This window comes from Methylomonas lenta, assembly GCF_001644015.1.
GTDB lineage: Bacteria > Pseudomonadota > Gammaproteobacteria > Methylococcales > Methylomonadaceae > Methylomonas > Methylomonas lenta.
Genome location: NZ_LUUI01000095.1, coordinates 185,078 through 202,146, shown reverse-complemented (window position 1 = coordinate 202,146; position 17,069 = coordinate 185,078). Strand labels below are relative to the sequence as shown.

Genomic DNA, 17,069 nt, shown 5'->3' with positions numbered 1-17,069 from the left:
TCAGGCCGGTCTAATCAACTTCGTCATTGGCAATCAACTCCTGAATGTCACCGTCACTGACGGTATCAGCAATACGCCGCTAGCCAATCAGGCGATAGGTATCTTACGCCGTGAAGCCGACGGTAGCCTGAAGGGCATCCGCACCTTAAACACCGATGCGAATGGGCAGTTAAGTCTGGATTTGCCAGGGCTCGGGGTCGATAGTGTGTATGTATTGCGTACCCAACAGCTTTTTGGCTCCGGCACGGTATTTTCCGACGACATAACTCAAACAGGTGACATGGCATTCAAAGTTGGAAATTTATTGGTAAAAGTGATTGATGGTGCCAATGATCAAGCCATAGCAGGCCAAGACATTACAGTGATGGAAGAGATGATAGATGGCAGCTTATTGTGGTTTACCAGGGTGCCAACAGATCAAAACGGCAATATACCTTTGCACTTACCAAAACTAGGACAAGGTCGTAAGTATGTAATGAAAGCCCAAACCAAACTGGACAGCCGCTGGGTTAACAGCTCTTTAATTGTTAATAGTGGTACATTTGAATTTACTGTGGGCAATAAGCTGCTGAATGTACAAATGCAGAATACACTGGACGCCAATGCGTTAGCGAATATTGAAGTAACAGCTTACGAACGCCTGCCGGACCAAACCTTACGCTGGTTCCAACGTAAAACTACCAATACTCAAGGACAAATCAACTTTGACTTAACTGGCTTAGGCAGTGGCTCCAGCTATGTATTGCGAACTAACCCTTACGGTACAACGATAGAATCCAAAGACATCGATAAAACTGGCCCATTCCAACTATTGGCGGGTAGCGTAGCGGTTAAATTGCACAAAGCCAAAACCGGAGAGGTAATACCCGGTCAAAGCTTAATACTTTATGAAAAAGGCCCAACGGGCAACTTGATTTGGCGTAAATCGTTGTTAACCGACACCGCCGGGGTAGTCCGGTTCGATCCGATTGGTTTGGGTGATGGACGTTTGTTTGTAGTTAGAGCAAATAATTTATTCGGTAACAGTAAAAATCACTACAGCCCTTGGTTTTCCAGTAAAGGCTGGATCGATTTTGCTGTCGATCCGGAAGATCTGGATAAGCTGGATGACAAACCACCGGTTTTTGTGAGCTTTATACCTGCCAACAATGCAAATGTAGCCAGTCAGGGTTTTCAATTGCAAATGAAAGTCACCGACAACCAGCAGGTCGCTAAAGTCGAATTAACTTTAAACGATCCGGTTGCGGGGACTTTTAATGCTGCAGCTAATCTAGTGAAAGGCGATTGGCGCTTCAATGTAGCAAAGGAAATGGTCACGGCCGGAAAGTTAGTCACGGTGACCGCCGTGGCTTACGATAAAGTTGGTAATCACGCTTCGCTGTCCAGAAAATTCAAGATTATTAAGGACATCAAGCCGCCGGAAATCAACGCGTCATCTCATCAGACAGGCGATCAAATCGATGAGCACGGCTTTGCACTATTTGGTAGTGTTTCCGACGACACCTCAGTAAAAACACTGCTGGTAACAGTTACCGATCCTATCAGAGGCGTTATCGAAAAAAATCGGGAATTGGAAATCGGCGCCAGCGGGCATTGGGGCTTGGCGGTCAGCCAATTAAGCCGCGGACAATCTGTATCCGTAGACTTATCGGCAGAAGACTGGGCCGGTAACCATAGCGAGAAACAGTTAGTCCTACCGGTGATGACCGAACCTGTAAGCGCGGCTCAATTGCTAAACAGAATTACTTTTGGCGCAACGCCGGAATTGATTAAAGAATTGCGTAGCTTGGGCGCAGAAGCGTTCATACAACAGCAATTGCAGCCAAACTTGATTAACGATAGCGATTTCGAAGCCTATCTAGCCAGGGTTCTTGAGCCCGAGACCAACGATATGATTAAGCTGCAGCATACTCAAATTGCCCGTGCCAGCTATAGCAAAAGGCAATTACTGGAAGTAATGACCTGGTTCTGGGAAAACCATTTCAATACTGATCGTAGCAAAACAGGCAACGATTTTGAATTAGCTGAAAATAATGCTTTCAGAGCACATGCTCTAGGCAGGTTTAGAGACTTACTGGACGCCAGTGCCAAAAGTCCGGCCATGCTGCTATTTTTGGATAACCATCAAAGCCAAAAATTAGCCCCCAATGAAAACTATGCCCGAGAGCTAATGGAATTGCACACCTTGGGTGTCGACAACGGCTATACAACGAAAGACATTGCAGAAGTCGCTCGAGTCTTTACCGGCTGGCGTGTTGCTAATCGGCTGTTTGATTTTGCCCCTTGGCGGCATGACGACGGTGAAAAAATTGTCCTGGGCCAGACGATTCCAGCCGGTTCTGGTTTGGAAGGTGGAGAGCAGGTATTGGATTTACTAGCTTCTCATCCTGGTACCGCAAGACATATTTGCAGCAAATTGCTAATGTTGCTGGTGACAGATCAACCCGTTGAAGCTTCTGTGGCTAGCTGTGCGAATGATTTTATCGCCCATGCAGATGAGGACAATCAAATTGCCCAGGTGCTGGAAGGCATTTTAAGATCTCAGGCATTCTCGGATACCTCCAATTTCCATAACAAAGTCAAAATTCCATTGGAATTTGTCAGCGGATTGTTCAGGCAATTACCTGTGACTGTTAACTATGGCAATACGCGTAATTTGTTAAAGGGATTGGATATGCATCTGTTTTATTTTTCAGAACCTACCGGTTGGCCCGAACAAGCCGATCGCTGGGTAAGCTCTGGACAATTAACCCAACGCTGGCAATTTGCCGGACAAGCGGTGACGAATAGACCTTCTATCTACCGTAACTATTGGGAGTTACCTGCGCAATTTTTTATCGACAAAGGCATAGAAACTAGCGAAGGCGTGTTGGCTTTCTTATTTGAACTTACTTTGAGTCACGACTATACCGCCATGGAATATGCCGCCGCGCAAGCATTATTAACCGCCAATAATAGTGAAAACTTTGATATCCACGCCATCGATGCTGATGCCAAATTACGGAAGGTAATCGCGCTCATTTTGAGCTCCCCTGCCTACCAATTGCAGTAAAAGGATCATGACCATGAATAGAAGAAAATTTTTAACTGGATTGGCAGCTTTACCATTAGCGAGTCGTACTCTGCTGTCGGGCGGAACCCTGTTATCAGGTTTGAGCACAGCCTATGCAGAAAACGTCTCCGGCAAAACACTAGTAGTTATTTTTCAGCGGGGCGGATGTGACGGGCTAAATGTGGTTGTACCGCATGGCGAAGATGAATATTATCGCTTAAGGCCTGATATCGCTATAGCCAGACCCGGCTCCGGGGTGAATGCCACGTTGGATTTGGATGGTTTTTTCGGTCTACATCCTGCCATGTCATCTTTACACGACATCTATCAACAAGGCCATCTCGCCGTTATGCCAACAGTTCATTATACCAACGGCAACCGTTCCCACTTTTCCAGCCAGGATTTCATCGAAAGTGGAATCGGCGGCATGAAAACCGATGATGGCTGGCTAAATCGCTATTTGTCGCTTAGTAGTCAGACAACCGAGGATTTGCGGGCAGTCAGTTTTGGTGGTTTGGCTCATGCCTTAAAAGGCAGTAAATCCGTCACCTCCATAGAATCCATAGGAGCTCCGGTTACAGGAATAGATAACGAAATATTGAATCAACTGGCGGACATTTATCGACAGCCCGTTAGCTCAGCTCTTAAAGCACGTTCATTGCTAAAACAACATGGTGAATTAGCGCTTGAAAATTTATTTTTATTGGACCAATACAAGGACCAAACCTACACCCCTGAAAACGCAGCCGTCTATCCTGACACGGCTTACGGCAAACAGTTAACAGACATTGCACGACTTATCAAAACACGCGCGGGGCTTGAAGTAGCTGCAGTCGACATTACGGGTTGGGATAATCATGCTAATCAAGGTGGCGCTCAGGGTACTCAATCTGCTCGACTGAAGGAATTTTCTGACGGGATTGCTGCACTTTACCGGGATTTGGGTCCGACTTATATGAACGATGTAGTGATACTCACGATGACCGAATTTGGTAGAACGGCTCAGCAAAACGCCAGTCTGGGGACCGATCACGGAAATGCATCGAGCTGGTTTGTCTTGGGTCAACAGGTCAATGGTGGTATTTATGGTGAGTGGCCAGGACTCTCTGCAGAGCAATTATATCTAGGGCGTTACCTGGCTCATTCGATCGATTTTACGAATATTTTTGCAGAGGTTTTGACCAAGCACTTAAATAATACAGCTAGCCTGACAACTGTTTTACCCGGCAGTCAATATCAACCCCTTGGTTTTTTGGCTTAACAAGGCATCGCTATTCAGTAACCGACACAATCAAGGCGATTGCTAAACATAAACTTACCCGAATGACGTAGGATTTTTGTCTCGACTGACTCTCAACCGGTCGCGTCGTAATGCGACCTTTTATGAGTTACCGTAGGTAGATGTACAAAAAAACCGTCAATCAGGGATATAGCGCTACTGTCTCCAGTCCTTGTTGTTCAGGAAAGCCAAACATCAAATTCATATTTTGCACCGCCTGCCCGGATGCGCCTTTCACCAAATTATCGATCACCGACAAAATCACCACTGTGTCACCGCCTTGAGGTTGATGCACAGCAATTTGGCAGCGATTACTGCCCCGCACATTGCGAGTATCGACATGTGCGCCCGTTGGCAGAACATCCACGAAAGCTTCAAATTGATAACGTTGTTCAAACAACGATTGCAAATCTACGTCAGTATTTAACCTTGCATACAAGGTAGCATGAATGCCGCGTATCATCGGTGTCAAATGCGGCACAAACGTCAAACCAACCTTGTGAGATGCTGCCTGTTGCAGCCCCTGTTTAATCTCCGGTAAATGCCGATGACCCGCCACAGCATAAGCTTTGAAACTCTCGCCGGTCTCGCTCATCAATGACGAAATTTCCGCCTTACGCCCTGCCCCGCTGACACCGGATTTAACATCGGCGATCAACTGACCTGCATCAATGACGCCTGCTTCCAACAATGGTAAAAAACCTAGCTGCACTGCAGTGGGATAACAACCGGGACACGCAATCAGACTAGCTTGTTGAATGGCGACGCGATTGACTTCCGGCAAACCATAAACCGCCTCGCCAATCAAATCAGGACTGGCATGCGTCATGCCGTACCATTTTTCCCATTCAGCCACATCCTTGATGCGAAAATCAGCTGATAAATCGATAACTTTGATGCCGTGCGCCAGCAAATCCGAAGCCATTTGCATGGCGGTGCCGTTGGGAGTAGCGAAAAAAACCACATCGCAACCCAGTAAATTATCGATGTCCGGCTGCGTGAATACCGCATCGCACAAGCCTCTCAGACTGGGATAAAGTTTATCCACTCGCATACCGGCATCGGCGCGTGAAGTCACCGCCGCCAGCTCCACAGCCGGATGCAATACCAATATCCGCAATAATTCAACCCCGGTATAGCCGGTGCCGCCCACAATGCCTGCACGTATCATTTGTAAATCTCGTGAAAATATTAACAAGCTTCGCTACTGGTGATTACATCCACCCGCCTGACGAAGTATAAAGCTGCATATAATAAAGACTATCGCCTCGACTAAAAACCCTATATCCATGCGAGCTATTGAAATAATTCCAAATCCAACCGGCAATATCTTGCAGCTTTGCAAAGAATATCCAACGCCGATACCCGCAACACATCAGGTATTAATTAAAGTTAAAGCTGCCGGCATTAATCGACCGGACTTAATGCAGCGCCAGGGTGTTTACCCACCGCCACCCGGTGCTTCGCCTATTTTAGGTTTGGAGATAGCCGGCACCATTGTGGAAGTCGGCGGCAACGGTAACCATTTTAAAGTGGGTGACGCCGTGTGCGCATTGGTAACGGGTGGTGGCTATGCCGAATATTGTCTGGCTTCCGCTGCTTGCTGTTTGCCAATTCCAGACGGCTTCAATTTTGTACAAGCGGCAGCATTGCCGGAAACTTTGTTCACGGTCTGGAGCAACGTCTTCCAACGCGGACGCCTGATGCCCAATGAAACTTTATTAGTTCATGGTGGCGGCAGTGGCATCGGCTGCACCGCCATTCAACTGGCCAAAGCCTTCGGCAATAAGGTTTATGTTACCGCAGGTTCAGATGAAAAATGCCAGCGCTGCCTTGATTTAGGTGCAGATGCGGCCATCAATTACCGACAACAGGACTTTGTCGAACAGATTAATATGCAGACTGATGGCAAAGGCGTCGACGTTATTCTGGATATGATAGGTGGCGACTATTTTCCGCGTAATTTAAAATGTCTGGCCACTGAAGGACGACTGCTGCAAATCGCCATTCAAAACGGCGCTAAAAGCGAAATCAATCTGTGGCAAATGATGCTCAAACGACAAACCATCACCGGCTCGACTTTACGCGCTCGTGACGACAATTTCAAAAAACACATTGCCCATCAATTACAGGAAAAAGTTTGGCCACTATTGGCGAACGGCATGATAAAACCCATCATCGATTCCGTGTTTCCGCTTGCCGATGTCGAACAGGCCCACGCCCGCATGGCTGGCAACCAACATTTCGGCAAAATTATTTTGGAGGTTTAAATGGCATATACCACACTCATTTCCGCAGCTGAACTTGCAGATAGTTACCACCGCCCAGACTGGGTGATTTTCGACTGCCGCTTCTCGCTAGCCGACAGCACTGCCGGCCGCAAAGCCTATCGTCAAGGTCACATTCCCGACGCGCGTTATGCCGATTTGAACCAAAACCTGTCTTCCTCAGTAAAAAGTTATACCGGTCGTCATCCACTGCCAGACTTTAACGGCTTCAGCAAACAACTGGGGCTTTGGGGCGTAAATAATCGTAGCCAAGTCATAGTCTATGACGATGCCGGCGGGGCTTTTGCCGGACGCATGTGGTGGTTGCTGCGTACGATGGGCCATGAACAAGTCGCCGTGCTGGATGGCGGCATTCGCCACTGGCAGAAACAACAGCTCCCCATCACCACCGTATTGCCGAAAATCACACCCTGCGCATTCCGCAGCTATCTGGATCAAAAACAATGGTTGAATGCAATTCAGCTAGAAAACGGCCTGGCAAGCAACAGTTTCACACTTATAGACGCCCGCACACCAGAGCGCTTTATGGGACTGCAAGAACCCATCGACCCAGTGGCAGGCCATATTCCTAAAGCACTGAACCGACCTTTTCAATTAAATTTGGATAAAGCCGGCTTATTTTTACCACCCTTACAACTCAAAAGCCAATTTCAAGATTTAACCGACGCCCGCAACCCCACACAAATCGTGCATATGTGCGGTTCAGGCGTCACGGCATGCCATAACTTGCTGGCGATGGAAGTGGCGGGGTTGGGCGGATCAAAACTTTACGCCGGCTCCTGGAGCGAATGGATCACCAACCAGAATCACTCAGTGGCTTAAACATTTTGTTGGCAGCGCCTCACTTTTTACGCCTTGGTCTTGTCATGCTTCTGTCATGTGCCTGATCTAAACTTGCCACTACACTAATTTTTTCTGAGGCAATGTTTTGTTCAACTGGATTAAAAAAATAGCCATATACGACTTTTCATTATATGAAATCGATCACGAAGACTTCCAATTAGGATTTGAATGCGTTCTGCCAGCTGAAATACAAGAGCTACTAACAGGGCAAAATAAATCAGGCCGCAGAATCAATAGCAAAAATGCTGGTGAAAAAGAAAAACTGATTCTGGATGAACATGAACTAGCACTCGGCTGATATTGAGAACCCCTATCCTGATTAGACTTTCTGCTCTAGCATGAGATAAGCCTGATTCTTGAATTATCTTCAGCAGAGATTCAGATTTAACAAACCCTTTAGTCGCCTGAACAACAAAGCCCGCCTACATCTCTATCATTTCGACCCAGTAAGTCCCGACATGGGTCAACGTGTAACTCCCCAAAAAAACTAGTCTTTATATCTTCGACCAATCTTATCCCGAAAAAGGCATAATATCGCCTATGAAAACACCCAAAAGACTTGAACCCTTAATCGACAGCGGCCTCGTTGACGAAGTTATCCGCTCCCTGAAAAGCGGTAAAGAAGCAGCCGTTTACGTGGTACGTTGCGGCAATAAAATTTGTTGCGCCAAAGTATACAAAGAGGCCGACCAACGCAGCTTTCGTCAGAGTGTACTCTATCAAGAAGGCCGTAAGGTACGTAACAGTCGTCGAGCACGCGCAATGGAGAAAGGCAGTCGTTATGGTCGCCATGAACAAGAATCGGCTTGGCAGAATGCTGAAGTCACTGCTTTGTATCGACTTACTGATGCCGGTGTAAGAGTTCCACTACCTTATAACTTTATCGACGGCGTTTTGCTGATGGAGCTGGTTATCGACGCAGATGACAATCCAGCGCCCAGACTCAACGACCTGACATTGACAGCCGATCAGGCCAAAACCTACCACAACTTTCTAATCAGCCAAATTGTTCGCATGCTGTGCAATGGCTTGGTTCACGGTGATTTGTCCGAGTACAACGTGCTAGTAGGTAGTCAGGGGCCTGTCATTATTGATCTACCTCAAGCAGTGGATGCCGCTGGCAATAATAATGCCCGCGCGATGCTTGAGCGAGATGTCGCCAACATGAGAGCCTATTTCGGCCAATTTGCCCCTGAGTTATTAACTACCGATTATGGTCGGGAAATGTGGAAACGTTACCAAAGCGGCGAACTCTTTCCTGAAACTGAACTGACGGGTTTATTTGAGGAAAACACTCAAGCGGCGGATCTATTGAGCGTCATACGTGAGATTGATGCTGCTCGTGAAGAAAACGAGGCCAGAAAGCAGTATTTACAGGCGCTATAAAAAGCTGGCTACTTATTAATGAAGCAATGCATTATTTTTAGCTTGTCGTTGTTGACATGCTCCTCTCGTCTGATGCGCCCAAAACATAGAATATAGGCACAGGGGATGACAGCAATTGCGATCCCCTTAGGATTTATTCTTGTTTTTGCCGAGTAATCCAAAAACCAGTATCGTAGAAACTACGATACCGGAATACACCATGTTTTGCTTATCAGCACCCAGCAAATAGGCGACACCCACACCCAGCCCCATACCCAAGGCGGTGAATGCCATGCTACGCATCATTTTACAAACTGAACAATCTTCAGGGTAATGTTTCATAGGTATTCAACGATTTTTTGATCATGCTTCAGCCTGAACATTGGATTTGCTTTCGCGCAACTGTTGCCATTGCTTACGCACCACATGCTTGATCAGTAACTCCTGATCTTCTTCACGAATTTGTGTGTACATCACACTGATCACATATTGCCCAGCATCAATAGCCTGACAATTGATGACTTTACCGTACACTAAAATCAAAGCTAGCGTAGAAGGCAAATACATTTCAATCGCCAAATTTTGTCCTAGTTCCAAAGCTGTATGTTGTTGAAATGCTAGGCCTGCTGCGCTCAAATTCACATCCTGGCAATCTTGTGCGTTAACGTTACTACCTACAAACATGACAGCTTGGGCCATCACATTGATTTTAGCATCCAGCACTTTATACAATTCCAAGAACTCGGAGTTTTGTTTTTCCAGATGCTGCATGATGCGCATAGCCTCCTGCGACAACACATCCAGCGTAGCAGCCAATGAATATTCGCTATTCATATAACCCGATGATTTAAGTCCCTGTGCAGCAGTGTTTTCGTCAATCAACTGATAACTGAGGCTAATGGTGTCATCAACTCTAAAAAAACGCCGTCTGTCTGCTGTAGCATTAAGCATGATTAAAAATTCCTAACTTAAAGTTTTTTATCTGAAAAAGTATCGGTTGGCACGACAGGCGTCGGCCCGTTTTGATTCAAAAGCGATTCATCTTGGGCAATCACAACCTCCACCCGACGATTAATAGCTCTGTTTTGTGGCGAATCGTTCGGCACCAAAGGATGCGTATCAGCATGACCTTCAATCAAAAACCGATTAGGGTCAATCTGATGTTTTTCCAGCATAAATTGCGCCACTGTCACCGCTCTAGATGATGATAATTCCCAGTTCGAGCGATACATAATAGTTTTAATCGGAATATCGTCCGTATGACCCGCAACGATAACTTTACCTTCTGATTCAGCAACCGACTGGGTGATTTTATTCATCACAGGTTCAAAGCCAGCCTGCAATTGAGCGCTGGCAGACGCAAAAGAGCCTTTTTCATTAATACGGATCACGATCCTAAAGCCTTTGGTTTCAACTGTCACCAGACCCTGTTCAATTTCGGCCTTTAGAGTTTTCCTGATGCTGTCAGCTTCAGCCTCGATTTCCTCAAGTTTTTCCTGGATTAACTGCTGCTTGGCACGTTCCATCGCTTCAGGAGACTGATCCAGCGTTTCGTTTTCCTGTTGGGTGGATTGACGGATTTCATCTAATGGCGTGGGCTGAGTCTGTCCCGGACTAAAATGTTGTTCAATAACACTTGTACCCATAGGGATTTGATCAACCTGAATTTCACGCTGCACGCCAAAAGCCTCTTTCAAAGAATCGGCAACATGTTTAAATTTCTGCACATCCATACTAGCCATGGATAGCAGTAATATGAAAAAACACATTAATAACGACATCATGTCAGCGAAGGTTGCCAACCACATCGGTGCCCCAACTGGAGGACATTTTGGACAATCAGCCATCATCAATCCTCTTGCCGTTTTTTCTCGGAAACATAAGTATTCAACAAGGTACGCAGCACCTTAGGATTGGTACCTTCCTGCAGATTAGCGATAAAGTTTTTCACCAGTTCTTTATTCGCTTTTTCATACGTAAGTACGCTGGCCAATTTGTCTATCATAGGCAAAGCGAATACATTGGCAACCATCGCGCCATATAAAGTTGTCAACAAAGCAACCGCCATCGCCGGCCCAATTGCAGAGGGGTCAGACATATTCGCCAGCATTTGAACCAGACCAACCAGGGTGCCAATCATGCCCATAGCGGGCGCCAGATCAGCGACGCCTTTCCATAAATTCTGACCCACTTCATTACGACTCACCATTAAGTCGATATCTTGCTGCAACAGATTTTGCACAAACTCAGGATTGTAGCCATCGACGCAAAGCCGGATGCCTTTTTTCATGAAGGCATCCGTCACTTCCGCAGACTCCAACGCCAGCAAGCCATTTTTGCGAGCCATATCGGCCAGCGTTACGGCTTCTTCTATCAAAATATTCGGATCGATTTTTTTGTTCACGAAGGCTCTTCCGGCAACCCCAAAAGAGCGCAAGAAGTCTGCTAAGGGTAAACGCATCAATGAAACCCCAAACGTGCCACCAAACACAATCAAAATAGACGGCACATCGATGAACAACATAATGCTGCCGCCAGACAAAATCGCCCAGACGATAATAGCATTACCAAAAATAAAACCAAATATTGTTGCAATATCCACGCGCTATCCTCTCTGATTGGAATACTGTTTTTCAAAATCCGCTAAGAATAGCCGAATTAGTCAATTCACGCAGCAATTTGCAGATGATTTAGGCAACAAGATTGCCCTGGGATGTCGCGGAGGATGCTAATATCCTACGACTAAAAAGTCATCCATGTGACCTCATTTCGATCTATTTAGGATTTGTTTTGGAGTAACCTCCCGAATTGAAATCCCTGGTGCAAAACATCGTCGTTCCAGCAGGAATTGTTTCTGGGAAATACTGCGTTTTTGAACCCGCATGGTTTAACCTAACTTCGTCACCCCAGACTCTCTAAGTCATTGATATTTGCATTTTCGACGAATTTTTTATTAGAAAAATCCTGTTTGGCTTGATACATACTTTGATCGGCTTGATGAATCAGAGTATTGATGTCCATCGCATCATCCGGATAAAGGCTGATGCCGATGCTGGCGCTCACACAAAGAGTTTGCCCCTTCAGCAGACAAGGTTGGCTAATCAATGCCTGCAATTTTCCGGCTACTTTTTGGGCGTTGTCACGTGCACCGATGTCTTGCAAAATCACCAGAAACTCGTCACCTCCGAGTCGACCGGCATAGTCGCATTCACGGATGGCTTGGGGCAGTCGTTGCGCAACCGTCAATAACAAGATATCACCGGCTTCATGCCCTAAGGTATCGTTAATCGGCTTAAATCCATTCAGATCAAGAAATAGGACGGCCAGCTTGGTTTTTTGCCGCGCAGCAGTCGCCAGCGCTTGTTTCAACTGTTCAAGAATAAGTGATCGGTTTGGCAGTGAGGTCAGGGTGTCGTAATGCGCTGCATACTCCAGTTCTTCTTCCATGCGTGCTTCTTCGGTGATATCGCGCGCCATGCAGATGATAAAGTTCGAGTGATCGTGCTTGTCTTTGAACGGCGCGTTCAACCATTCACATAAAATTTCACTACCATCCTGTTTGATGTTGGTGCTCTTAGTATGGGAGATGACACGCTGTTCATGTACTTCGGCGAGAATTCTTTCGACCTCATGACGTTTTGCCGGTGACATTATGATAGATGCATTTTTCCCCAAAACGTCCTCAGTGCGCCAGAGAAAAGTCTTTTCCGCTTGCGCATTCCAGCCTTGGATCCGGTTTTGAGCATCAAGCACAATCAAACTCAGCGGCGCATGGTCAAACATGGTTTTAAGACGGGCTTCATTGATGTGCGCTTTACGATAAAAACGGAACAGAATTGCCGACAGAAAAGCTAACAGCGACAACCCGGCTGCGGCGTAATAAAGTGTGGCTTTTAGTTTTTCCAGGTCAAGTTCGCTGTTTGGAAAAAACAACATGTGTTCAATATTGAAATCCGCTGGCAACAGCCCAAGCTGCCGGTAAGTATCGACGATATGCTGCCAGCGCCCAACATTCATATAGCCGGGGTCTATCAGTTCCGGCTGCATCAAATCATGCATAGCTTTCGCCTCAAACTGCAAATGCTCGATACTGTGGCGTTGCGAATAGCGGTCGTAAATCAGTTGCACGATTTCATCAGGATTTTGCATCGCATAGAGCCAACCGCGTAAGGTCGCCTGCCTAAATGCTTTAACACGTTGCGGATGTTGTGCCAGTTGCTCGGCCAAGGTAAAAAAATTGTCACCGTAAAAATCAATGCCGCTCATGCGCGGACTGAATTGGTTAATCGCTAAACCTTGCTGTTTGATTTGATACAGTTCGTCGGTCACATACACCGACATAGCATCGGTTTTGCCGGATAACAAATCGTTTAAATCCAGGCTGTGATGCTGCAAGCTAAAAGCTTTGGAGGTAAAACCTTCCTGAAAGAAATAGGCGAATAATTCTGCCGAGCTCGGCTCCATCATCACCTTGCGATCGACCAGTTTGTGGATATTATCCAGCCCGGATTCGGCCAAAGTAATCAGAATCAAAGGTGAGTGCTGAAAAATAACCCCAAGCACCACAACGGCATCACCGTGATAGTGATTCAGGATCAACTCACTGGTACCTACGCCGAATTGTGCGTGCCCATCTACCACCTCCCGAACCGGGTCTACACCGGGTGTCGCCTCAACAATCGTAACATCGAGCCCGACTTCTCGATAATAGCCTTTTTCCTTGGCGGCGTAGTATCCGGCGAATTGAAATTGGTGTTTCCACTTTAATTGCAGGGTAACCGCTTCCATTTCCTGTTCAGCAGACCAAGCCGGATTAAGACCTAGCAGCACTATCGAAAGGATTTGCGTTAAACGTTTAAGCATAATGACACTCGCCAAACCGGATAAGCTCATAGCGATGGAGGCAAGTAATAGAAAAGATTGTTTCATTTGGGCACTTTTCTGTGGTTATGCTACGTTATTTTTTGCAGGGGCGGACTCGATAGAATCGCCCTAAACCTTAGAACAGTAATCCCCAAAATGAAACTAAAATCCCAATCAGTGGTTAAGCAGACTATTTAACCAATGCTAGCGTGTCGGCATAAACCTGCTGAGCCGTTTGTCGTTTCAAGCTTCCACCCCCGAACTAACTTGGCTGGCTACATTCCCACACGGAGCACTGGAGTAATAGGTACTCGTTTTGGAAATACCCCCGGCACTAAGCAATATTCATACCCTACAACCGCGATTAATTTTCAAACACATCCACATTTTTGGGTGGTTTGAAATTGAAAAGACTTGCGTCCAAACTAGGGTTAAGTTTGATATTGGAAAAATAAATCCGTGTCAGTTGACCGAAATTATCACTGAGTTCCATACCGCCCAATTGGCCATGATTCAAACCAATCAAAATGTATTTAAAGCCACTTTCTTCGTTTTTGGGCGATAATTTGATCCAATTCATGTCATCGTCATTCCCCTGCTCTTCCAGCACAAATTTTTCATCGATATCGACTTGACCAGTCAATAATAATGCCGGGGTAGATCCCAAGGAATCATCCAGTTGTTTTACGGTAACCTGTTCCAGGTCGGCATCGTAAAACCAGACTTTGTCGGAATTAGACACAATTTCCTGTGCAAAAGGCATTTTATAATCCCAGCGGAACTTACCCGGCCTACTTAGATAAAACTGGCCAAAACTGCTTTGTCCTGCCTGCCCGGCCTGGTTGTAACTCACCTGTTTAAAATCAGCTGATAGCGAGGCACTGGCTTTTAAAAAAGCCTTTAGTTGATTAATGGGTGATTCATCCGCATAAGCAGTAACGCTGAGGGCTGCCAATATAACGAGAGTGTTCAGTATTTTTTTGATCATAATTAAAATGGATTTAAGTTATTAAGCCAGGATTCAGCAGCACCCGGTGCGGAGCCGCAATCTGCGTATGCACTGGGTTCGGAGCCATCGACAAAAGGCAGCAATTGGGCATCGGGACAGTTTTCAGCGGTCAATCCATTGCTTATTGAATCGATCCATTTCATCTGCACATTGTCTGGTGCTATCAACTGCACGGGCTGCTTGCTTATTTGACGCATCAGCTCTGCCCAAATTTGTAGGGCACCGCTACCGCCTGTCAACCCGGTGGGTTTATTGTCATCGCGTCCTACCCAGACTACCGACAAATAATCGCCGCTAAAACCGGCAAACCAGCTGTCGCGCATTTCATTGGTGGTGCCGGTTTTACCGACCAGATTCATGTCGGCTGGCATATATTTGTAGGCTGAACGCCCAGTTCCAATCCGCATCACATCTTGTAAAATAGTATTGGTAATAAAGGTTGCAGCCGGATCGACCGCCTGACGCACAGTGTAGGGATAACTTTGCAATGCTTTACCGTCTGCCGCATTGACTGCTCTAATCGAGCGCAACGGCGTGGCATAACCATCCCCTGCCAAAGTTTGATAAATCTGGGTAACTTCCAGCGGCGTCAAAGGAAAGGCACCCAGCAGCATTGATGGATAAAGATCAATTGGCCTGCTGACCCCCATATTTTTCAAGTTATTTGCAATCCGGCTCAAACCGACATCCATGCCTATTCTGACAGCCGCCATATTGTATGAATTGGTCAACGCTGTATGCAAAGCAACCTCACCATGCTCTCGGTGATCATAGTTATCCGGCGACCAGGTTTTACCTCTTTCAGCTGGAATGGCCAAGCGAGTGTCACTGATAGAAGTGGAAATGGTATAGCGCTCGGGATATTCCAGTGCCGTCAAATAAATCACCGGTTTAATCAATGAGCCTATCTGTCTGACGGCATCCAGCGCCCGATTAAAGCCGGATTCGTTGTTATCACGACCGCTAGCTAAAGCCACAATTTCGCCACTATCTCGGCGGGTAACAATGGCTGCCGTTTCCAGGTCATTGCTTTTCGGGCTTTTTTCCAGCTGTGTCAGTTTTTTAGCTATCGATTGCTCCAGTGTATCCTGCACACGGGTATCCAGCGTGGTGAGGATGCGCAAGCCTTCCGAGGTTAAATCCTCTTCTTTGTATTCCTGTTTTAATTGCCGCCTGACCAAGTCAATGAACCCGGGATATCGATTTGCCGAACGATGAGTAACTGATGCCACACCCAAGGCTTGTTTTTTTGCCTCGCTGACTTGTTGAGCATCGATATAACCTTCTGCCTGCATTGAGTCCAGCACCAAGTTTCGTCGCTCTGTCGCCCGTTCCTGATTACGCCTTGGATCGTAATAAGACGGTCCGCGCACCAAAGCGACCAGGGTTGATACCTGCGACAAATTTAATGTTTTCAGGGACTGGCCAAAATAAAACTCACTGGCCAAACCAAAACCATGCACCGCGCTGCCACCATCTTGACCCAGAAAAATCTCATTCAGATAGGCTTCCAGAATTTCATCCTTGCTGTAGTGATATTCCAGAATTAACGACATCAGCGCCTCATTCACTTTTCGGGTCAGACTGCGCTCGGAGGTGAGGAAAAAGTTTTTCACCAATTGCTGGGTAATGGTACTGCCGCCTTGTACCATGCCACCGGCTTTTACATTAGCCCAGAGTGCCCGCAGAATACCTTTGGGTGACACACCGAAGTGATGATAAAAATCACGATCTTCGGTAGAAAATAATCCTTGTAATAAGCTGGTCGGCGCTTCGTCCAGTCTGATTAAAATCCTGTCTTCTTTACGGGTCGGATAAAAGCTGCCAATCTGCACCGGATCCATGCGCACAATCGCCACATCGGTACCGTTACTGGCATCCGTAATCCCAGCAATCACACCGCCGGAGAAATTAACGCTGATACTACGGCTTTCCTGTGGTTTATCGCCAAAATTAAAGGCTCGCGTCTTAACATTAACCCGACCACCTTTCAGGCTATAGGCGCCTTCTCCAGCCAACTGATCATCCTTGCGGTAATGCAATTGTAATAACAAATCTTCAAAGCTTTGACTGGAATAGTCCAGGCCGGCATACAGCTCGACTGGCCAGGCGTAAACCCGGGCTGGTATTGACCAACGCTTACCCTCGAATTGTTCTCGAACGGTGTAGTCCAAATAACCGATGTAACTTGATAACAAAAAGCCGCCCACTAACAGCAGCGGAATCAGCAACTTTAACAACCAGGACGATTTTGGTTTATTTTTTCTGCGTCGACTGGGAGCTTTACGGGTTCGGGTTGTGGGTCTTCTTGCCATGTATTTAAGTTAGCAGGTTTAAAGGCCTGAAAATGATATAGAACTCATTACCAAA

General features: G+C 46.5%; 14 protein-coding genes. 6 read left to right on the top strand and 8 right to left on the bottom strand.

All coding sequences use genetic code 11. From position 1 onward, the window contains the following. Both A1359_RS09170 and A1359_RS09165 read left to right on the top strand, forming a co-directional pair. A partial coding sequence (locus A1359_RS09170) for a DUF1800 domain-containing protein (protein ID WP_066981312.1) occupies positions 1-3,052 on the top strand: 3,052 nt, incomplete at its 5' end. Positions 3,053-3,065: 13 nt separating this feature from the next. Continuing rightward, positions 3,066-4,313 (top strand): DUF1501 domain-containing protein, encoded by a 1,248-nt coding sequence (locus tag A1359_RS09165; protein ID WP_198159308.1) that lies wholly within the window; start codon positions 3,066-3,068, stop codon positions 4,311-4,313. 160 nt (positions 4,314-4,473) lie between these two features. Here A1359_RS09165 and argC read toward each other — a convergent pair whose 3' ends face one another. Continuing rightward, positions 4,474-5,502, bottom strand: coding sequence for an N-acetyl-gamma-glutamyl-phosphate reductase (gene argC / locus A1359_RS09160; protein ID WP_066981307.1), 1,029 nt, complete (start codon positions 5,500-5,502; stop codon positions 4,474-4,476). Positions 5,503-5,620: 118 nt separating this feature from the next. On the opposite strand from argC, the gene A1359_RS09155 reads away from it, so the two are divergent. From A1359_RS09155 to A1359_RS09140, 4 genes are all read left to right on the top strand, one after another. Next, complete coding sequence (locus tag A1359_RS09155; protein ID WP_066981304.1) at positions 5,621-6,601, top strand: NAD(P)H-quinone oxidoreductase; 981 nt, start codon at positions 5,621-5,623, stop codon at positions 6,599-6,601. After that, on the top strand, positions 6,602-7,441 hold the full coding sequence (locus A1359_RS09150; protein WP_066981301.1) for a sulfurtransferase: 840 nt from the start codon (positions 6,602-6,604) through the stop codon (positions 7,439-7,441). Positions 7,442-7,547: 106 nt separating this feature from the next. Further along, on the top strand, positions 7,548-7,760 hold the full coding sequence (locus tag A1359_RS09145; RefSeq protein WP_066981298.1) for a hypothetical protein: 213 nt from the start codon (positions 7,548-7,550) through the stop codon (positions 7,758-7,760). A gap of 242 nt (positions 7,761-8,002) precedes the next feature. After that, a complete protein-coding gene (locus A1359_RS09140) occupies positions 8,003-8,848 on the top strand; it encodes a PA4780 family RIO1-like protein kinase (protein WP_066981294.1) in 846 nt (281 codons plus the stop codon). Positions 8,849-8,974: 126 nt separating this feature from the next. Here the strand turns inward: A1359_RS09140 and A1359_RS09135 are convergent, their stop codons facing one another. From A1359_RS09135 to mrcB, 7 genes are all read right to left on the bottom strand, one after another. Continuing rightward, positions 8,975-9,169, bottom strand: a complete 195-nt coding sequence (locus tag A1359_RS09135) for a hypothetical protein (protein ID WP_083960568.1) — start codon at positions 9,167-9,169, stop codon at positions 8,975-8,977. A gap of 21 nt (positions 9,170-9,190) precedes the next feature. Continuing rightward, positions 9,191-9,778, bottom strand: coding sequence for a PilZ domain-containing protein (locus A1359_RS09130; protein WP_066981289.1), 588 nt, complete (start codon positions 9,776-9,778; stop codon positions 9,191-9,193). A 17-nt stretch (positions 9,779-9,795) separates the two neighbouring features. Next, positions 9,796-10,674 carry a flagellar motor protein MotB gene (locus tag A1359_RS09125; RefSeq protein WP_066981286.1) on the bottom strand — a complete coding sequence of 293 codons (879 nt, stop codon included), beginning with the start codon at positions 10,672-10,674 and terminating at the stop codon, positions 9,796-9,798. A gap of 2 nt (positions 10,675-10,676) precedes the next feature. Next, positions 10,677-11,429, bottom strand: a complete 753-nt coding sequence (locus A1359_RS09120) for a MotA/TolQ/ExbB proton channel family protein (RefSeq protein WP_066981283.1) — start codon at positions 11,427-11,429, stop codon at positions 10,677-10,679. 299 nt (positions 11,430-11,728) lie between these two features. After that, a complete protein-coding gene (locus A1359_RS09115) occupies positions 11,729-13,756 on the bottom strand; it encodes a diguanylate cyclase domain-containing protein (RefSeq protein WP_232322167.1) in 2,028 nt (675 codons plus the stop codon). Positions 13,757-14,054: 298 nt separating this feature from the next. Then, positions 14,055-14,678 (bottom strand): outer membrane lipoprotein chaperone LolA, encoded by a 624-nt coding sequence (gene lolA / locus A1359_RS09110; protein WP_066981280.1) that lies wholly within the window; start codon positions 14,676-14,678, stop codon positions 14,055-14,057. Between the two features lie 2 nt (positions 14,679-14,680). After that, a complete protein-coding gene (mrcB, locus tag A1359_RS09105; protein ID WP_066981278.1) occupies positions 14,681-17,014 on the bottom strand; it encodes a penicillin-binding protein 1B in 2,334 nt (777 codons plus the stop codon). Between the last annotated feature and the right edge of the window lie 55 nt (positions 17,015-17,069).